Origin of the sequence: Streptomyces sp. NPDC035033, assembly GCF_040636735.1 — a bacterium.
Taxonomy (GTDB): Bacteria; Actinomycetota; Actinomycetes; order Streptomycetales; family Streptomycetaceae; genus Streptomyces.
In genome coordinates, this window is sequence record NZ_JBEZUZ010000125.1 from 1 (window position 1) to 17,560 (window position 17,560).

At 71.6% G+C, this 17,560-nt stretch carries 17 protein-coding genes and 1 pseudogene; 13 read left to right on the top strand and 5 right to left on the bottom strand.

The genetic code is table 11. The features are described 5' to 3' along the window. Positions 1-73: 73 nt before the first annotated feature. A pseudogene (locus tag AB0E83_RS32225) lies at positions 74-1,888 on the bottom strand (bifunctional metallophosphatase/5'-nucleotidase); the annotation flags it as partial. 138 nt (positions 1,889-2,026) lie between these two features. Between AB0E83_RS32225 and mshD the strand changes: the two are divergent. The 11 genes from mshD (at position 2,027) to pstB (ending at position 13,778) form a co-directional block, all read left to right on the top strand. Further along, positions 2,027-2,956: a mycothiol synthase gene (gene mshD, locus AB0E83_RS32230; RefSeq protein WP_362119814.1), complete on the top strand. Its 930-nt coding sequence runs from the start codon at positions 2,027-2,029 to the stop codon at positions 2,954-2,956. A 106-nt stretch (positions 2,957-3,062) separates the two neighbouring features. Beyond that, positions 3,063-3,455 carry a GntR family transcriptional regulator gene (locus tag AB0E83_RS32235; protein WP_362119816.1) on the top strand — a complete coding sequence of 131 codons (393 nt, stop codon included), beginning with the start codon at positions 3,063-3,065 and terminating at the stop codon, positions 3,453-3,455. After that, complete coding sequence (locus tag AB0E83_RS32240; protein ID WP_362119818.1) at positions 3,452-4,306, top strand: ABC transporter ATP-binding protein; 855 nt, start codon at positions 3,452-3,454, stop codon at positions 4,304-4,306. The genes AB0E83_RS32235 and AB0E83_RS32240 overlap by 4 nt, the downstream gene beginning before the upstream one ends. After that, positions 4,303-5,289 carry an ABC transporter permease gene (locus AB0E83_RS32245; protein ID WP_362119820.1) on the top strand — a complete coding sequence of 329 codons (987 nt, stop codon included), beginning with the start codon at positions 4,303-4,305 and terminating at the stop codon, positions 5,287-5,289. The genes AB0E83_RS32240 and AB0E83_RS32245 overlap by 4 nt, the downstream gene beginning before the upstream one ends. A 244-nt stretch (positions 5,290-5,533) precedes the next feature. Continuing rightward, a complete protein-coding gene (locus AB0E83_RS32250; RefSeq protein WP_362119822.1) occupies positions 5,534-7,810 on the top strand; it encodes an RNA degradosome polyphosphate kinase in 2,277 nt (758 codons plus the stop codon). Then, on the top strand, positions 7,797-8,807 hold the full coding sequence (locus AB0E83_RS32255) for a CHAD domain-containing protein (protein ID WP_362119824.1): 1,011 nt from the start codon (positions 7,797-7,799) through the stop codon (positions 8,805-8,807). The genes AB0E83_RS32250 and AB0E83_RS32255 overlap by 14 nt, the downstream gene beginning before the upstream one ends. Then, on the top strand, positions 8,804-9,247 hold the full coding sequence (locus AB0E83_RS32260; RefSeq protein WP_362119826.1) for an NUDIX hydrolase: 444 nt from the start codon (positions 8,804-8,806) through the stop codon (positions 9,245-9,247). The genes AB0E83_RS32255 and AB0E83_RS32260 overlap by 4 nt, the downstream gene beginning before the upstream one ends. A 427-nt stretch (positions 9,248-9,674) precedes the next feature. After that, a complete protein-coding gene (gene pstS, locus AB0E83_RS32265; RefSeq protein ID WP_362119828.1) occupies positions 9,675-10,811 on the top strand; it encodes a phosphate ABC transporter substrate-binding protein PstS in 1,137 nt (378 codons plus the stop codon). A 111-nt stretch (positions 10,812-10,922) separates the two neighbouring features. Beyond that, a complete protein-coding gene (pstC, locus tag AB0E83_RS32270) occupies positions 10,923-11,906 on the top strand; it encodes a phosphate ABC transporter permease subunit PstC (RefSeq protein WP_362119830.1) in 984 nt (327 codons plus the stop codon). Continuing rightward, positions 11,903-12,973 (top strand): phosphate ABC transporter permease PstA, encoded by a 1,071-nt coding sequence (pstA, locus tag AB0E83_RS32275; protein WP_362119831.1) that lies wholly within the window; start codon positions 11,903-11,905, stop codon positions 12,971-12,973. Before pstC ends, pstA begins: the two co-directional genes overlap by 4 nt. Before the next feature lie 28 nt (positions 12,974-13,001). Then, the gene (gene pstB, locus AB0E83_RS32280) at positions 13,002-13,778 is read left to right on the top strand and encodes a phosphate ABC transporter ATP-binding protein PstB (RefSeq protein ID WP_362119833.1); all 777 of its coding nucleotides are present in this window, start codon (positions 13,002-13,004) and stop codon (positions 13,776-13,778) included. Between the two features lie 101 nt (positions 13,779-13,879). Here pstB and AB0E83_RS32285 read toward each other — a convergent pair whose 3' ends face one another. Together AB0E83_RS32285 and AB0E83_RS32290 are read right to left on the bottom strand one after the other, a co-directional pair. After that, positions 13,880-14,878 (bottom strand): inorganic phosphate transporter, encoded by a 999-nt coding sequence (locus AB0E83_RS32285; RefSeq protein WP_362119835.1) that lies wholly within the window; start codon positions 14,876-14,878, stop codon positions 13,880-13,882. A 6-nt stretch (positions 14,879-14,884) separates the two neighbouring features. Next, on the bottom strand, positions 14,885-15,505 hold the full coding sequence (locus AB0E83_RS32290) for a DUF47 family protein (protein ID WP_030495503.1): 621 nt from the start codon (positions 15,503-15,505) through the stop codon (positions 14,885-14,887). 197 nt (positions 15,506-15,702) lie between these two features. Here AB0E83_RS32290 and AB0E83_RS32295 point away from each other — a divergent pair, with 197 nt between their 5' ends. Continuing rightward, positions 15,703-16,056 (top strand): metal-sensitive transcriptional regulator, encoded by a 354-nt coding sequence (locus AB0E83_RS32295; protein ID WP_362119837.1) that lies wholly within the window; start codon positions 15,703-15,705, stop codon positions 16,054-16,056. An 8-nt stretch (positions 16,057-16,064) separates the two neighbouring features. Here the strand turns inward: AB0E83_RS32295 and AB0E83_RS32300 are convergent, their stop codons facing one another. Beyond that, entirely contained in the window at positions 16,065-16,232 is a 168-nt protein-coding gene (locus tag AB0E83_RS32300; RefSeq protein ID WP_362119843.1) for a hypothetical protein, read from the bottom strand. Between the two features lie 115 nt (positions 16,233-16,347). Then, the gene (locus tag AB0E83_RS32305; protein ID WP_362119839.1) at positions 16,348-17,175 is read right to left on the bottom strand and encodes a hypothetical protein; all 828 of its coding nucleotides are present in this window, start codon (positions 17,173-17,175) and stop codon (positions 16,348-16,350) included. 98 nt (positions 17,176-17,273) lie between these two features. Here AB0E83_RS32305 and AB0E83_RS32310 point away from each other — a divergent pair, with 98 nt between their 5' ends. Further along, a complete protein-coding gene (locus tag AB0E83_RS32310; protein WP_362119841.1) occupies positions 17,274-17,456 on the top strand; it encodes a hypothetical protein in 183 nt (60 codons plus the stop codon). The last annotated feature ends 104 nt before the right edge of the window (positions 17,457-17,560 follow it).

Sequence of the window (17,560 nt, forward strand, 5' to 3'; positions counted from 1 at the left end):
GGCGCACTCGGCCAGCACGAACTTGGTGTTCTGGAACGCCGCCACGGGCTGCCCGAAGACGATGCGCTCCTGGACGTACGCCTTCGCGCCGGCCGGTCGCCGGAGCCCGGAGCGGCTCGGCGGCCGAGGAGTTGGCCGTCAGGTAGGCGATGAAGACGTCGAGGTCCGACGCGCCGACCAGCTTGTTCGTGCCGGAGGCCAGGGCCGGGAAGCCGTCGCCGCCGCCCGTGAGGAACTCGTTCATCGCGACCCGGTAGGTCTTCGACGGGTCGATCGGCTCGCCGTTCAGCCGCACCGAGCCGACCACGATCCGGTCGGCGCCCGTCTTCCTCATGTCCAGGGTGTAGGCGACGTTCTTCGACACCTGGAGGATCTTCGGAGCCGCCAGGTTGGCGCCGCTGACCTGCTGCTGGAGCGCGGTGATCAGCTGGGCGCCGGTCAGGTCGACCACGGTCATCATGTTGGTGAACGGCTGGACCGTGTACGCGTCGCGGTAGGTCACCACGCCGTCCTCCCGCTTGGTCAGCGGTGCGCGGACGCCGCCCGGGTTCATCAGCGCGAGCTGGGCGCCGCCCTTGTCGGCCGGGGCCATGCCCGCCAGCTGCGCGTCGGCGATCAGGTTGCCCAGCGGCTTCTCGTACACGCCCGCGTCGAGGGGGTTCTCGATGCTCTCGGCGATGTGGCCGACGGGGCGGTTCGCGATCGGCGCGGCCAGGACGTTCCAGCGCTCGATCAGGCTCCGGATGTCGCCGGCCGGCTCCACGTCACGGGTGACGACGTGGTTGGCGGAGGCGACGGCGGTGCGGACGATGTCCTTCGTCCGGCGGTCGTAGGTGAGCGTCGTGTCGGTGTAGAGCCGGCCGAAGGAGGCCGCCGACGTCACCGTGCGCGGCTTGCCCGCCGGGTCCGGGATCGTGCACGCGTACGCCTGGTGGGTGTGGCCGGTGACCAGCGCGTCGACCTGCGGGGAGACGTTCTTCGCGATGTCGACGATCGGGCCGGAGATGCCGGCGCCGGCACCCGGGGTGTCGCAGTCGTAGTTGTACGCGCCGGAGGCCGGCATGCCGCCCTCGTGGAGCAGGGCGACGATCGACTTGACGCCCTTGCGCTCCAGCTCCTTGGCGTACTTGTTGATCGTCTCGACCTCGTCGCCGAACTTCAGGCCCTTGATGCCCTCGGCGGAGACGATGTTCGCCGTCCCTTCGAGCGTGACGCCGATGAAGCCGATCTTGACGCCGTCGCGCTCCCAGACGAAGTACGGGTCGAGCAGCGGCTTGCCGCTCTTCTCGTCCGTCACGTTGGCCGCGAGGTAGGGGAAGTCCGCCCCCTCGAAGGTCCTGCCCTCCTCGAAGCAGCCCTCGGTCGGGTGGCAGCCGCCGTTCTGCATGCGGGCCAGCTCGCGCGCGCCCTCGTCGAACTCGTGGTTGCCGACCGAGCTCACGTCGAGCTCCAGCTCGTTCAGCGCCTCGATGGTCGGCTCGTCGTGGAACAGGCCGGAGAGCAGCGGCGAGGCGCCGATCATGTCGCCCGCGGCGGCGGTGATGGAGTACCGGTGCCCCTCGCGGGCCTGCCGCAGGTGCGTGGCCAGGTACTCGGCGCCGCCGACGCCGTTGAGGGTCTCGGTCGTCCCGTCCTCCTTGAGGCGGGTGAGCCGGCCCGCGGAACCGGTCGGCGGCTCCAGGTTGCCGTGGAGGTCGTTGAAGGACAGCAGCTGGACGTCGACCAACCGGCCCCAGCCCTTGCCGTTGGTCCCGCCCGCGGCGGCCTCGGCCGCGTCCTGCGAGGCGCCCGCCGGCAGCGCGGCGACGAGCGCCCCGACCGTCGCCAGCCCCGCGCCGGCGGCCAGAATCCGCCGCCCGGCCTTGTTCTTCCCGCGCTTCACTGCCATCGCTCCCGTGGTCCCCTTTGCCCTTGCCCGTTTCGCGGCTTTGATCGTTCCCCCGTCTGCGGACGCAGCCTAAGGTCAACGCGCGTAGCGCAACAGGGGGTAGCGGGTTACAAGTCGGAGGCGCTCTACCCTCGTCCCATGACTTCCGACGCGGCACCCGCCCTCGAACCGGGACGGCAGATCCAGACGTACGACGAGCTCACCCCCGAGCAGGTCCAGGAGGTCATGGACCTGCTCGCGGCCGCGGACGGCGCCGACGGCGTGCACGCGGTCTCCGAACAGGGCCGCCTCTACCTCCGCCACGGCCGGCGCGAGGGGGTGCGCCACTTCCTCCTCACCGTCGGCCCCCGCCTCCACGGCTACGCCCAGTTGGAGGAGACCGACCCGGTCGAGGCCCCGGCCGCCGAACTGGTCGTCCACCCCGACCAGCGCGGCCGCGGCCACGGACGCGCCCTCGGCAGCGCCGTCCTCGCCGCCTCCGGCAAGCGGCTGCGGGTCTGGGCGCACGGCGGCAAGCCCTCCGCCCGCCACCTCGCCCAGGTCCTCGGCCTCACCCTCTTCCGCGAACTGCGCCAGCTGCGCCGCCCGCTCTCCCCCCTGGACATCCCCGAGCCGGTCCTGCCCGAGGGCGTCACGATCCGCACCTTCGTGCCCGGCCAGGACGACGCGGCCTGGCTCGCGGTCAACGCGGCCGCCTTCGCCCACCACCCCGAGCAGGGCTCGCTGACCCAGCGGGACCTGGACGACCGGATCGCGGAGCCGTGGTTCGACCCGAAGGGCTTCTTCCTCGCGGAGGACGCCGGGGGCCGGCTGATCGGCTTCCACTGGACGAAGGTGCACGCCGAGGAGCGGCTCGGCGAGGTGTACGTGGTCGGGATCCTGCCGGAGGCGCAGGGCGGCGGCCTCGGCAAGGCCCTCACCGCGACGGGCCTGCGGCACCTGGCGGCCCAGGGGCTGCCGACGGCGATGCTGTACGTGGACGCCGACAACACGACGGCGGTGCGGGTCTACGAGGGGCTGGGCTTCCGGACCCACGAGGTGGACCTGATGTACCGCTCGGAGTCGTGACGTCGGGGGCTCCCGCAACTGCTGTTTCCCAGGGGGCGGTTGACACCGCCCCCTTCCTTCCACCACCCTTTCACTACTTGATTAGTGAAAGGGTGGTGGAAGGGACGTGGTCGAGTACCGCATCGACCGGCGCAGCGGCGTCGCCACCTACCTCCAGATCGTCCAGCAGACGAAACAGGCCCTCCGGATGGGCCTCCTGGAGCCGGGCGACCGACTGCCCACCGCACGCGAGGTCGTCGAGGCGACGGCCATCAACCCGAACACGGTCCTCAAGGCCTACCGCGAACTCGAACGCGAAGGACTCGTCGAGGCCCGCCGCGGCCTCGGCACCTTCGTCCGCGCCACGCTCGGCACCACCACCCCCGCCGACTCCCCCCTCCGGGGCGAGCTCGACGCCTGGGCCCGCCGAGCCCGCGCCGAAGGACTGGGCCGCGAGGACGTGGCGGCGCTCTTCACCGCCGTACTGACACAGCACTTCGAGGGGGACGACGAAAAGTGACCACCACGACCGCCGAGGGGACCGCCCTGCGGGCGGACCGCCTGGGCAAGAAGTACGGCGGACGGAGGGGCGGCTGGGCGCTGCGGGAGTGCGCCTTCGCCCTGCCCGCCGGCCGGATCTGCGCCCTCGTCGGCCCCAACGGCGCCGGCAAGTCCACCCTCCTCGCCCTCGCCGCCGGCCTGCTCCGCCCCACCGAGGGCACCCTCGCCGGCCCCGCCCGCGAGGACCTGGCCTACGTCGCCCAGGCCAAGCCGCTGCACCCCCGGCTCTCCGTCGCCGACACCCTCCGCATGGGCCGCGAACTCAACCCCGGCCGCTGGGACGACGCCGCCGCGCTCCGGGTCGTCGAGGGCGGCGGCTTCTCCTCCGACACCCTCGTCCACCACCTCTCCGGCGGGCAGCGCACCCGCGTCGCCCTCGCGCTCGCCCTCGGCAAGCGCGCCGGACTCCTGCTCCTCGACGAGCCGATGGCCGACCTCGACCCGCTCGCCCGCCACCAGCTGATGGGCCTACTCATGTCCGACGCGGCCGAACGCGGCACGACCGTCGTCATGTCGTCGCACATCCTCACCGAGCTGGAGGGCGCCTGCGACCACCTGATGCTGCTCGCCGGCGGCCGGATCCGCCTCGACGGCGCCGTCGACGACCTGCTCGCCGCGCACGCCCTGCTCCGGGGCCCGGTCGCCGACCTCGCCCCGCACACGGTCGTCGACTCCCGCACGACGGGCCGTCAGCTCACCGCCCTGGTCCGCCGCGAGGGCCCCGTCGAAGGCCCCTGGGAGACCTCCGAGCCGTCCCTGGAGGAACTCCTCCTCGCCCACCTGCGCCACCCCGAAGGAGCCCCCGCATGAGCACCCTCACCCTCAAGGGCCCCGCCTGGGTGACGGTCCGCCAGTACCGGCGGACGCTGTGGCTCGCGGGCGCGGCGGTCGTCCTCGCCTTCGCCGTGATCGGCGGGCTGAGGATCTGGGCGGCGCAGCACCCGGTGACCACCGCGAAGGACGGATCCTGGGTCGCGCCGGACGACGGCGACGGATACCTGATGCTCCGCTGGCTCCTGGAGTACGTGGGCGCCGCCGCCGTCCTGCTGCCGATCGCCGTCGCCGCCCTGGTCGCGGGCCCGATGGTGGCGCGCGAGTACGAGTCGGGGACGTACCAGCTCTCCCTCACCCAGTCCGTGAGTCCGGTCGCCTGGCTCCGCTCCAAGCTCTCCGTCGCGACCGGCGTCGCGTTCCTCGTCGCCCTCGCCGTGACGGGCATCTTCTGGTTCGGCCGGATCGGGGTGCAGGAGGGATGGGACTACTTCTGGGCAGAACCGGGCCCCTACACGACGACCGGCTTCACCGCCTTCGCCCATCTCCTCGCCGCCGTCGCCGTCGGCGCCCTGGTCGGCCAGCTGGTCCGCCGCACCCTCCCCGCCATGGCCGTCACGATGCTGATCACGGGCCCGCTGACGCTCGCCTTCACCGCGTACCGCTGGTCCATCCTGCCGACGGAGAGGATCACCGGACCCCTCGGCACGCCCCTCTCACTGCCGGAGAAGGAGGACCTCCACATGGACTCCGGCCTGCTCACCTCCTCCGGCGCCCGCTTCGACCAGACGATCTGCTGGGACCAGGCGAACCGGACGCCCGGCTCGGACACCCAGCAGGGCCTGTGGGAGAAGGTGCAGACCCAGTGCCAGGCCGAGCACGGCGTCACCACGCAGTTCGTCGACTACCACCCCGAGTCCCACTACTGGCCCACCCAGCTCATCGAGACCGGCATCGTCCTCGCCCTCGCCGCCCTCGCGGCCTTCGCCGCCTTCCGGGTGCTCCGCGCCCGGCACCCGTAGCGGCTCTTCACCCGGACGGGTGAATCGGGGGCGGGGCCCGGTCACAGGCCCCGCCCCCGATTCCCGTACGACATGTCGTCGTCACCCGCCATTCAGACGCGCTTGCGACGCTCACGCAATGAAGCGATCCGTGATCACTCCCGGCGGGGCCTCCTCCCCGGGAAGACTCCCCAAGGGGAGGCTGCCCTCCCCCACGGCCCGCTCCGACGCGCCCGAGCGCCCCTTCACGCGGAAGAATGGGGCCATGAGCCAGCAGCCCGCCGAGGTCCCGGTCCAGACCTCCGCCACCGCGTCCCCGCAGCCGTCCCTGGGTTCCATAGCGGCCCACCGCCCGCACGCCGCCCCCGAGGCCGCGGACGGCCTCGGCACCGGCATCGGCGCCGACCTCGACATGGGCCTCGACGCCGAGATCGACGCGTACGAGGGCGACGAGGGCGACGGCGACGACGGCTCCCGGGAGCTCCCCCAGGGCCGCTTCCTCGACCGCGAGCGCAGCTGGCTCGCCTTCAACGAGCGCGTCCTCGAACTCGCCGAGGACCCCACCACGCCCCTCCTGGAGCGGGCGAACTTCCTCGCGATCTTCGCCTCGAACCTCGACGAGTTCTTCATGGTCCGCGTCGCCGGCCTCAAGCGCCGCATCGCCACCGGCGTCGCCACCCGCTCCGCCTCCGGCCTCCAGCCCCGCGAGGTCCTCGACCTCATCTGGACCCGCTCGCGCGAGCTGATGGCCCGGCACGCCGCCTGCTACCAGCAGGACGTGGCCCCGGCCCTGGCCGACGAGGGCATCCACCTGATCCGCTGGCCCGAGCTCACGGAGAAGGAGCAGGCGGGACTCTTCACGCTCTTCCGGCAGCGGATCTTCCCCGTCCTCACCCCGCTCGCCGTGGACCCGGCGCACCCCTTCCCGTACATCTCCGGCCTCTCCCTCAACCTGGCCGTCGTCGTCCGCAACCCGGTCAGCGGCCACCGCCACTTCGCCCGCGTCAAGGTGCCGCCGCTGCTCTCCCGCTTCCTGGAGGCGTCCCCGCAGCGGTACGTGCCCCTGGAGGACGTCATCGCGGCGCACCTGGAGGAGCTGTTCCCCGGCATGGAGGTGCTGGCGCACCACATGTTCCGGGTGACGCGGAACGAGGACCTGGAGGTCGAGGAGGACGACGCCGAGAACCTCCTCATGGCCCTGGAGAAGGAGCTCATGCGGCGCCGCTTCGGCCCGCCGGTCCGCCTGGAGGTCGAGGAGTCCATCGACCCGTACGTGCTCGACCTGCTCGTGCGCGAGCTGAAGATCTCCGACGCCGAGGTCTACCCGCTGCCCGGCCCGCTCGACCTCACCGGCCTGTTCGGGATCGCCGGTCAGGACCGGCCCGAGCTCAAGTACCCGAAGTTCGTCGCCGGCACCCACCGGGACCTCGCCGAGGTCGAGTCCGCGTCCGCGCCCGACGTCTTCGCCGCGCTGCGCGAGCGGGACGTGCTCCTGCACCACCCGTACGACTCCTTCTCCACCTCCGTCCAGGCCTTCCTGGAGCAGGCGGCGGCCGACCCGGACGTGCTGGCCATCAAGCAGACGCTGTACCGCACCTCCGGCGACTCCCCGATAGTCGACGCCCTCATCGACGCCGCCGAGTCCGGCAAGCAGGTCCTCGTCCTCGTCGAGATCAAGGCCCGCTTCGACGAGCAGGCCAACATCAAGTGGGCGCGGAAGCTGGAGGAGGCCGGCTGCCACGTCGTCTACGGCCTGGTCGGCCTCAAGACCCACTGCAAGCTGTCCCTGGTGGTGCGCCAGGAGGGCGACCTGCTGCGCCGGTACTCGCACGTCGGCACCGGCAACTACCACCCGAAGACCGCCCGGCTCTACGAGGACCTGGGGCTGCTCACCGCCGACCCGCAGGTCGGCGCGGACCTCTCCGACCTCTTCAACCGGCTCTCCGGCTACTCCCGCCGGGAGACCTACCGCCGGCTCCTCGTCGCCCCGAAGTCGCTCCGCGACGGCCTGGTCTCCCGGATCACCAAGGAGATCGCCCACCACAAGGCGGGCCGGCCCGCGTACGTGAAGATCAAGGTCAACTCGATGGTCGACGAGGCCGTCATCGACGCCTGCTACCGGGCCTCCCGGGCCGGCGTACCGGTCGACATCTGGGTCCGCGGCATATGCGCCGTGCGGCCCGGCGTCCCCGGCCTCTCCGAGAACATCCGGGTCCGCTCGGTCCTCGGCCGCTTCCTGGAGCACTCCCGGGTCTTCGCCTTCGGCAACGGCGGCGAGCCCGAGGTGTGGCTCGGCAGCGCCGACATGATGCACCGCAACCTGGACCGGCGCATCGAGGCCCTGGTCCGGGTCTCCGACCCCGCCCACCGGGCGGCCCTCACCCGGCTCCTGGAGACCGGGATGTCCGACACCACCTCCTCCTGGCACCTCGGCCCGGACGGGAACTGGACGCGCCACGCGACCGACCCCGAGGGCAAGCCGCTGCGGCACGTGCAGGAGATGCTCATCGACGCGCGGAGGCGCCGGCGTGCACAACCTTGACCCCACGCAGTCCACGAGGTCCCCGCAGCCCACGCGGGACGCGACCGCGGGCGAGGTCCTGGCCCCCTACCTGCACGCCCGGGCCGCGGACTTCCTCCGCGGCCTGCGGCAGCACGGCGAGAGCGGCGCGGACACGTCCGGAGCGGAGGAGGCCGCCGGCACGCTGCGGGCGGCCGCCCGCCGGATCAGCGGCAGCCTGCACACCTTCCGGCCGCTGCTCGACCCGGCCTGGGCCGACCAGCTCCGCACCGAGCTGGCCTGGCTCTCCGGCACCCTCGCCCTGGAGCACGCCTGCACCTCGCGGCTGGTCCGGCTCATGGACGCGCTGAACCGGCTCTCCCACGGCAGCGGGCCGGTGCCGGCCGCCCGCGGCTCGGAGGGCGCCGGGCTGACCGTCGGCGCCGCCCGGGCCGGCGCCCTCCTGGAGCGGCAGCTCACCCTGGCCAGGACCCGCGCCCACTCGGCCGCCCTCCAGGCCCTCGGCTCCTCCCGCTTCCACGCCCTGGCCGACGCCGTCGCCCTGCTCGCCTCCGAGGTGCCGCTCGGCCCGGCCGGCTCGGCCCCCGCCCCGGAGGTCCTCGACGCCTCCGCCTCGGTCGCCCGCCGCCGCCTCCTCGACGCGGTCGACGCGCTGCCGCTGACCCGCGCCGCCCACCCGTACAACGCGGACGCGCTGGCCCTGGCCGCCGGCGAGAGCCAGGACGCGCCCTGGCACCACACCCGCCTCCTGCTCCGGCTCCACCGGTACGCGACCGAGGTGACGGCCTTCGGCACCGACCGCGACGCCCCCCTCTACGAGGCGGCCCGCGCCCTCGACCGGCACCGCGACGCCGCCGAGGCGGCCGCGGCCGCCGCCGCCGCGGCCCGCACCCCCCGGATCGCCCCCGCCACCGCCTACGCCCTCGGCGTCCTCCACGCCGACCAGCGCCACGAGGTCGAGGCCGCCCGCTTCGCCTTCCAGCGCGCCTGGCACAGCGCCGCCGCCCCCGTCCCATGACCTCCGACCCCCCTCCCGTCCTGGCCGCCGGCTGCGTCCTGTGGCGCCCGGCGGCCTCCGGCCGGGGCATCGAGATCGCCCTCGTCCACCGGCCGAAATACGACGACTGGTCGCACCCCAAGGGCAAGCGGAAGCCCGGCGAGAGCGCGGCCGCGTGCGCGCTGCGCGAGGTCCTGGAGGAGACCGGGCACCGCTGCGAGCTGGGCGCCCGGCTCCCCACCGTCCGCTACCCGGCCGCCGGCCGCCCCAAGGAGGTCGACTACTGGGCGGCCCGCGCCCTCGGCGGGACCTTCGTCCCCGGCCGGGAGGTGGACCGGCTGCGCTGGCTGCCGCCGGAGGAGGCCCGCACCCGCCTGACCCAGCCCCGCGACCGCGAGCTCCTCGACGCCCTCCTGGCGCCCCCCGCGCCCCCTGCCGGACAGCCGGGCGACGCCCGCTAGGCCGTCTCTTCCGGATCAGGCCGGATCAGGGAGCGGCGTCTGGTGCGCGCGCTCGCAAGGCGGAGGAGGGAGTCCATGCGGAGCATCGGCGACCGACGACAACGCGGCGAGGGCGCGTGCCAAGCATCGCGAGCCCGGCATGATCCGGAAGAGACGGCCTAGCCGCGCCCCGCCCGGTCCCGGCGCGAGGACGGCCGTTCCGCTCCGCCGCGTCCCGGCGGCACCCCGTGCCGAGCCGCACCGTGGCTTACGGCACGGTTCACCTCGCGTTCACTCTTCACGGCGGACCGCTTCACCTGATCTGCCTAATTTCGGCCTTACGGGGTGCACGGAGCCTGACGATGCACCCGACAACCCGACACGCGCCGCCCTCGAAGCGACGGACACCCGGTCCGGGCACGGCGGCTTCTGGAAGGAACACCCGAAAGTGAAGCTTTCGCGCAAGAACGGGCTTCGCGCCTCCGCGATCGGTGCCCTTGTCGTCTCCGGCGCGCTCGTCCTGTCGGCGTGTGGCTCGGACAACAACAGCGAGCCGACCAAGGGCGGCGAGAAGACCTCGAACGCCGCGTCGAACATCAAGTGCGACGGCGCCAAGGGCCAGCTGCTCGCCGCGGGCTCCAGCGCGCAGAAGAACGCCATGGACCTCTGGGTCAAGAACTTCCAGGCCGCCTGTGAGGGTGTCGAGGTCAACTACCAGGCCATCGGCTCCGGCGGTGGCATCACCAAGTTCAACCAGGGCCAGGTCGCCTTCGCCGGCTCCGACTCCGCCCTGAAGGACGAAGAGGTCGCCGAGTCCAAGAAGATCTGCAAGGGCGGCACCGGCATCAACCTGCCCATGGTCGGCGGCCCCATCGCCATCGGCTACAAGCTGGAGGGCGTGGACAACCTCGTCCTGGACGCCTCCACCCTCGCCAAGATCTTCGACAACAAGATCACCAAGTGGAACGACCCGGCGATCGCCAAGCTGAACCCCGGCGCCAAGCTCCCCGGCTCCACCATCCAGGCCTTCCACCGCTCGGACGAGTCCGGCACCACCCAGAACCTGGGCAAGTACCTCTCCACCGCCGCCCCGGCCGACTGGAAGCACGACCCGAAGACGAAGTCGTGGCCCGCCCAGGGCGGCCAGGCCGCCAACGGCTCCTCCGGTGTCGCCACCGCGGTCAAGGACGCCGAGGGCTCCATCGGCTACTTCGAGCTCTCCTACGCGACCGCCAACAAGATCTCCACGGTCAGCATCAACACCGGCGCCTCCGCCCCGGTCGCCGCGACCACGGAGAACGCCTCCAAGGCCATCGCCGCCGCCAAGGTCAAGGGCACCGGCAACGACGTGGCCCTCTCCCTCGACTACGCCACCAAGGCCGAGGGCGCCTACCCGCTGGTCCTCGTCACCTACGAGATCGCCTGCGACAAGGGCAACAAGGCGGAGACCCTGCCGACCCTGAAGGCGTTCCTCAACTACGCCATCAGCGAGGAGGGCCAGAAGGTCCTCACCGACGCCGACTACGCCCCCATGCCGGCCGAGATCGCGGCCAAGGTCCGCGCGATCGTCCCGACCCTGTCCTGACCCCCGGCCGGGGGCGGCCCCTCACCTCCCGTGGAGGAGGCCGCCCCCGGCATCCGGTGCACCGCCGCCAGGAGCCCGTACGCCGTACGGCTCCGCAGACCGGAGAAACCGATGGTTACCACCACACCACCCGCCATAGACAAGAACAGGAGCAGGCGCGCCAAGAGCGCTGCCCGCCCCGGAGACCGCGTCTTCAGCGGCCTCTCCAAGGGCTCCGGCATCACCCTGCTCGTCATCATGGCCGCGATCGCGGTCTTCCTGACCTACCGCACCGTCCTCGCCGTCTCGAAGGACGAGGCGAACTTCTTCACCACCTTCGAGTGGAACCCGGCCGGCGACCCGCCGGTCTTCGGCATCGCCGTCCTGGCCTTCGGCACGATCGTCTCCTCGGTCATCGCCATGGTCATCGCCGTGCCGGTCGCAATCGGCATCGCGCTCTTCATCTCGCACTACGCCCCGCGCAAGCTGGCCAAGCCGCTCGCGTACGTCGTCGACCTGCTCGCCGCCGTGCCCAGCATCATCTACGGCCTCTGGGGCGCGATCTTCCTCGTCCCGTACCTGGACGGCCTGAACCAGTGGCTCGACCAGTACCTCGGCTGGACGTACATCTTCGACAAGTCCGCCGACGGCGTCGCCCGCAACCTCTTCACCGTGGGCATCCTGCTGGCGATCATGATCCTCCCGATCATCACCAACGTGACCCGCGAGGTCTTCCTCCAGGCCCCGAAGATGCACGAGGAGGCCGCGCTCGCCCTCGGCGCCACGCGCTGGGAGGTCATCCGCATGGCGGTGCTGCCCTTCGGCCGCTCCGGCATCATCTCCGCCTCCATGCTGGGCCTCGGCCGCGCACTCGGTGAGACCATGGCCGTGGCGGTCGTCCTCTCGCCGAGCTTCGTCCTCTCGGGCCACCTGCTCGACCCGGGCGGCGGCACCTTCGCCCAGAACATCGCCGCGAAGTTCAACGAGGCCGACGAGTTCGGCCGGGACGCCCTGATCGCCTCCGGTCTCGTCCTCTTCGTCATCACCCTGCTGGTCAACGGCGCGGCCCGGTGGATCATCGCCCGCCGCAAGGAGTACTCGGGGGCCAACGCATGAGCCACGCCGTCCAGGAACGCCCGGTGGCCATGGCCCCGCGCCGCTCCCTCGCCCACGCCCGCCTCCCGCGCTGGACGCCCGCCGCCATCGCCGTCGGCTCCGTCGCCGCCGGCATCGGCACCGGCATCGCCGCCGGCTGGCACAGCAAGATCCAGTGGGGCATGCTCGCCGCCCTGTTCTTCGTCCTCGCCACCTACGCGATCACCACCAAGGTGGAGGGCTCCCGCCAGGCCAAGGACCGCGTCGCCACCAGCCTCGTCTGGGTCTGCTTCGTCCTCGCCGTCATCCCGCTGCTCTCGCTGGCCTGGGTGACGGTCAGCAAGGGCGTGGAAGTCCTCGACGGCTACTTCCTCACCCACTCGATGAACGGCGTCCTCGACGCCGAGGCCGGCGGCGGCGTCTACCACGCCCTCCTCGGCACCATCGAGCAGGTCGGCATCGCGACCCTCATCGCCGCGCCGATCGGCCTGCTCACCGCGGTCTACCTGGTCGAGTACGGCACGGGGAAGCTCGCCAAGGCCGTCACCTTCTTCGTCGACGTCATGACGGGCATCCCGTCGATCGTCGCCGGCCTCTTCATCCTGTCCACCTGGACCCTGATGCTGGACTTCGGCCCCTCCGGCTTCGCCGGCGCGATGGCCCTCGCCATCCTGATGATGCCGGTCGTCGTCCGCTCCACCGAGGAGATGCTCAAGCTCGTCCCGAACGAGCTCCGCGAGGCCAGCCTCGCCCTCGGCGTCCCCAAGTGGCGGACGATCCTGAAGGTGGTCCTGCCCACCGCGATCGGCGGCATCACCACGGGCGTCATGCTCGCGATCGCCCGCATCACCGGTGAGACGGCCCCCGTCCTGCTCCTCGTGTTCGGTACGAAGCTCATCAACCCGAACCCCTTCGAAGGCGCCCAGTCCTCCCTGCCGCTCTACGTGTACGAGCAGTACCAGGTCGGCACCGACGCCGCCGTGGCCCGCGCCTGGGCCGCCGCGCTCGTCCTGATCGCCTTCGTCATGATCCTCAACCTGGTGGCCCGCGGCATCGCCCGCTGGAAGGCCCCGAAGACCGGCCGCTGACCGCGGCACACTGGAAGTAGTGATTGATATGGCCAAGCGAATCGACGTCAGCGGCCTCTCCGCCTACTACGGCAACCACAAGGCGATCGACGACATCTCCATGACCGTCGAGCCCCGCTCCGTGACGGCCTTCATCGGCCCCTCCGGCTGCGGCAAGTCCACCTTCCTGCGCACCCTGAACCGCATGCACGAGGTCACCCCCGGCGGCCGCGTCGAGGGCAAGGTGATGCTGGACGACGAGAACCTGTACGGCTCCGGGGTCGACCCGGTCGCGGTCCGCCGCACCGTCGGCATGGTGTTCCAGCGCCCCAACCCCTTCCCCACCATGTCGATCTTCGACAACGTGGCGGCGGGCCTGCGGCTGAACGGCTCCTACAAGAAGGCGGAGCTGAACGACATCGTCGAGCGCTCCCTCAAGGGCGCCAACCTGTGGAACGAGGTCAAGGACCGGCTGAACAAGCCGGGCTCCGGCCTCTCCGGCGGCCAGCAGCAGCGTCTGTGCATCGCCCGCGCGATCGCCGTCGAGCCGGACGTCCTGCTCATGGACGAGCCCTGCTCGGCCCTCGACCCGATCTCGACCCTCGCCATCGAGGACCTGATCGGCGAGCTGAAGGAGCGCTTCACGATCGTCATCGTGACGCACAACATGCAGCAGGCCGCCCGCGTCTCGGACCGCACCGCCTTCTTCAACCTGGCGGCGGTCGGCCAGCCCGGCAAGCTCATCGAGCTGGACGACACCGAGCGCATCTTCTCCAACCCGAGCGTCCAGGCGACCGAGGACTACATCTCCGGCCGCTTCGGATAAGAGCAGTCGTACGGCGCTGCATGGCGGTGCCGCCGTACGACGAAACGGGCCCGGCTCCCCTCAGGGAGCCGGGCCCGACCACGTTCGGGGCGCCCCGGGCCTCAGCCGAAGAACAGCCGCACCACGTAGAAGCTGACCGCCGCGACCGCCGCCGCCGCCGGCATGGTGATGAACCAGCCGAGGATGATGTTCTTGGCGACGCCCCACCGCACCGCGTTGACCCGCTTCGTCGCGCCCACGCCCATGATCGCGGAGGTGATGACGTGCGTCGTCGAGATCGGCGCGTGGAAGAGGAACGCCGAGCCGAACATGATCGACGCGCCGGTGGTCTCCGCGGCGAAGCCCTGCGGCGGGTCCAGCTCGATGATCTTGCGGCCGAGGGTCCGCATGATGCGCCAGCCGCCCGCGTACGTACCGAGCGAGAGCATCACGGCACAGGCGATCTTGACCCAGACCGGGATCTCGTCGCCGGCGTCCTGCACGTCGGCGATGACCAGGGCCATCACCACGATGCCCATCGTCTTCTGGGCGTCCTGGAGGCCGTGGCCGAGGGCCATGCCGGCCGCCGAGACGGTCTGCGCGATGCGGAAGCCGCGCTTGGCCTTGTGCGGGTTGGTCCTGCGGAACATCCACATGATCGCGCACATGACCAGGTAACCGGCGACCAGGCCGACCACCGGCGAGATGAACATCGGGATGACGATCTTCTCGAGCACGCCCGACCAGATGACCTCGGTGCCACCGGCCAGCGCCGCGCCCACCATGCCGCCGAACAGGGCGTGCGAGGAGGAGGACGGGAGGCCGAAGTACCAGGTGACCAGGTTCCAGATGATCGCGCCGACGAGCGCGGCGAAGAGGATGCCCATCCCCTTGTCGCCGGTGGGGGTCTCGATGAGCCCCTCGCTGACGGTCTTGGCGACCCCCTGGCCGAGGAAGGCTCCGACGAGGTTCATGACCGCCGCCATGGCGAGGGCCGCGCGGGGGGTCAGCGCCCGCGTCGACACCGAGGTGGCGATCGCGTTGGCGGAGTCGTGGAAGCCGTTGGTGTACGTGAAACCGAGCGCGACGCCGATGGTCACGATCAGGGCGAAGGTGTCCACGAAGCCTCAGGACTCCTTGACCGCGATGGTCTCCACCGTGTTGGCCACGTGCTCGAAGGCGTCGGCCGCCTCCTCCAGCACATCCACGACCTGCTTGAGCTTCAGCACCTCGATGGCGTCGTACTTGCCGTTGAAGAGGTGGGCGAGCAGCTTGCGGTGGATCTGGTCGGCCTGGTTCTCCAGCCGGTTGACCTCGATCCAGTACTCGGTGAGGTTGTCCATCGTGCGGAGGTTCGGCATCGCCTCGGCGGTCAGCTCCGCCGCCCGGGCCAGGACCTCGATCTGCTGCTCGACGCCCTTGGGCAGTTCCTCGATGTTGTAGAGGACGACCAGGTCGACGGCCTCCTCCATGAAGTCCATGATGTCGTCGAGGGACGAGGCGAGGGAGTAGATGTCCTCACGGTCGAACGGCGTGATGAACGAGGAGTTCAGCTGGTGGAAGATCGCATGGGTGGCGTCGTCGCCGGCGTGCTCCGCTGCCCGCATCCGCTCCGCGATCTCGGCCCGGGCGGAAGGTTCCGCTCCGAGCAGTTCCATCAGGAGCTTCGAGCCCGTGACGATGTTGTCCGCGGACGCGGCGAACATGTCGTAGAAGCTCGTCTCCCTGGGGGTCAGACGAAATCGCACGTGAGGTCCTCGGGGTGCTGGGTTTCGGTCAGGCTGATGCTAGGCGCATCATCCGGCCACGGCTAACCGGCGTCCTCTCAGTGTCGCCCATCAGGCACAGTGATCTGCACGAGACCCCCGCCCCCCAAACGGCGGGGATCGGTACCATATACCCACGAGGGGTATACACCCCCTTATCTGGACAACGGGAGGACGCGATGACGACCACCGAGGCGGACCAGGTCACCCCCGAGGCCGTCGAAGCCGTCGAGCCGGCCGACCACGCCCACGGGGTGCACGGCTACCACAAGCAGAAGGACGAGCACCTCAAGCGGCTGCGGCGGATCGAGGGCCAGATCCGGGGTCTGCAGCGGATGGTCGACGAGGACGTCTACTGCATCGACATACTCACCCAGGTCTCGGCCTCCACGAAGGCGCTGCAGTCCTTCGCCCTCCAGCTCCTGGAGGAGCACCTGCGGCACTGCGTGGCCGACGCGGCGAGCAACGGCGGCGACCTCGACGCCAAGGTCGAGGAGGCCACCAAGGCGATCGGCCGGATGCTGCGCACCTGAGCGGCGGTTCAACGGCCGGCCGGTTCGACCCTCAGCACCTCGTCGATCAGGTCGGCGCTCAGCCGTTCCCCGTCCGCGGCCGAGGCGGCGATGATCAGCTCGCCGCACAGCTCTATCTCGGCGAGGGCGACGCGGTCGGGGTCGGCGGTCACGGTGGTGGTACCGGGCGGGGCCACGCGCATTCACCTCTTCCTGCCGGAGTCGGTGTCCCAGCGTAGGGATCGGGCCACGGACCGCGCATGACACGGACGGACCATTTGGCGATGGCCCGCCCCACGCGCCGGCGGGGCCTCAGACCTCGACCTTGCCCGCGTAGATGTCCCGCCCCTCCGGCAGCGTCACCTCGACCGGCGCCCCGAAGCCGTACAGCAGCGTCGTCGAGGCGACCGCGACGGTCCGCCCCTGGTTGCTGAAGCTGAACTGGTGGCGGACCTTCCGCAGCCGCCCGTCCCCGTCGAGGTACGCGTCGAAGGGGACGGTGTCGATGGAGAACCCTTTCGCCGCCGCGGCGAGCGGGCCCCGCAGCTGCGGGGCGGCGAGCCGGGCCGCCGCGGCGATGTCGGCGACGCCCCGGTAGTGACGGACCCGCACGCCCGCGAGCTCCGTCTCCCCCACGTACGTCACGTCCCGCGCCCCGCGCAGCAGCTCGGCGGCGGCGCCGGGGTCGGTGGCCCCGCCGGTGACGAGGTTGCCGTCGTCGAGGGCGGTGGTGTCGACCCGCACCCACTTGTCGGCGGGGACGCCGGCGCCGCGGTTCTTCATGTAGAGCGCGCCGGGGGTGAGCAGCTCGGTGATCGGCCGGTGGGCGCTGGTGCCGGCCGCGTCCTTGGGGAGCACCACCCGGAGCCGGCCGGTGCGGCGGCGGAAGTCGTAGCCGCCCTCGCCGCGGATGGTGACGCGGGTCCCGCCGGCGGCCATCTCCATCGCGGTCGACGCCTTGGCGGTGCCGGTCCGGACCAGCGCGTCGGCGGCGCCCCGCACGGCGCCGGACGGGTCCGGCAGCGGCTTCGCGTCCTCGGGGGCGGCGCATCCGGCGACCGCCGCGGCGACCAGGGAGGCGGTGACGGCGAGCGCCCCGCCGCCGACCCCGCGCGGACGCCCGTACCGCTGCACCACCATCGCCCGTCAACCCCCAAGAGCCAGGATTCCCGATGCGGATAACGACGGCACGGGCGAGCCGTCACGCGCAGTACGGTGGGGGCGTGCACGAGCAGCCGATGCCCAGCCCGCACCACACGACGACCGCGGAGCGCGGCTCCTTCGCCCTGGCCCGCTGCACCTGCGGCTGGGCGGGCCCGGCCCGCCGCTCCCGCGAACGCGCCCGCACGGACGCCGCCGAACACGAGACCTCCGCGGCGAACCGGGACGCGCGCCTCCAGGACGCTCCGGGCGGGTTCTAGGCCGCGGGTTCTAGGTTCTGTCGTCAAATGTCACGCCCACATCAGGAGTGATGCGAGGGCGACGGCTGCTTCGTAGGACTGGGCGGTCTTGTCGTACCGGGTGG

What these genes read in the sequence shown, in the direction of transcription:
- mshD (WP_362119814.1), top strand. Translation starts at nt 2,027, where the DNA reads ATGACTTCCGACGCGGCACCCGCCCTCGAACCGGGACGGCAGATCCAG.
- AB0E83_RS32245 (WP_362119820.1), top strand. Translation starts at nt 4,303, where the DNA reads ATGAGCACCCTCACCCTCAAGGGCCCCGCCTGGGTGACGGTCCGCCAG.
- AB0E83_RS32250 (WP_362119822.1), top strand. Translation starts at nt 5,534, where the DNA reads ATGAGCCAGCAGCCCGCCGAGGTCCCGGTCCAGACCTCCGCCACCGCG.
- AB0E83_RS32260 (WP_362119826.1), top strand. Translation starts at nt 8,804, where the DNA reads ATGACCTCCGACCCCCCTCCCGTCCTGGCCGCCGGCTGCGTCCTGTGG.
- pstC (WP_362119830.1), top strand. Translation starts at nt 10,923, where the DNA reads ATGGTTACCACCACACCACCCGCCATAGACAAGAACAGGAGCAGGCGC.
- pstA (WP_362119831.1), top strand. Translation starts at nt 11,903, where the DNA reads ATGAGCCACGCCGTCCAGGAACGCCCGGTGGCCATGGCCCCGCGCCGC.
- pstB (WP_362119833.1), top strand. Translation starts at nt 13,002, where the DNA reads ATGGCCAAGCGAATCGACGTCAGCGGCCTCTCCGCCTACTACGGCAAC.
- AB0E83_RS32295 (WP_362119837.1), top strand. Translation starts at nt 15,703, where the DNA reads ATGACGACCACCGAGGCGGACCAGGTCACCCCCGAGGCCGTCGAAGCC.
- AB0E83_RS32305 (WP_362119839.1), bottom strand. Translation starts at nt 17,175, where the DNA reads ATGGTGGTGCAGCGGTACGGGCGTCCGCGCGGGGTCGGCGGCGGGGCG.
- AB0E83_RS32310 (WP_362119841.1), top strand. Translation starts at nt 17,274, where the DNA reads ATGCCCAGCCCGCACCACACGACGACCGCGGAGCGCGGCTCCTTCGCC.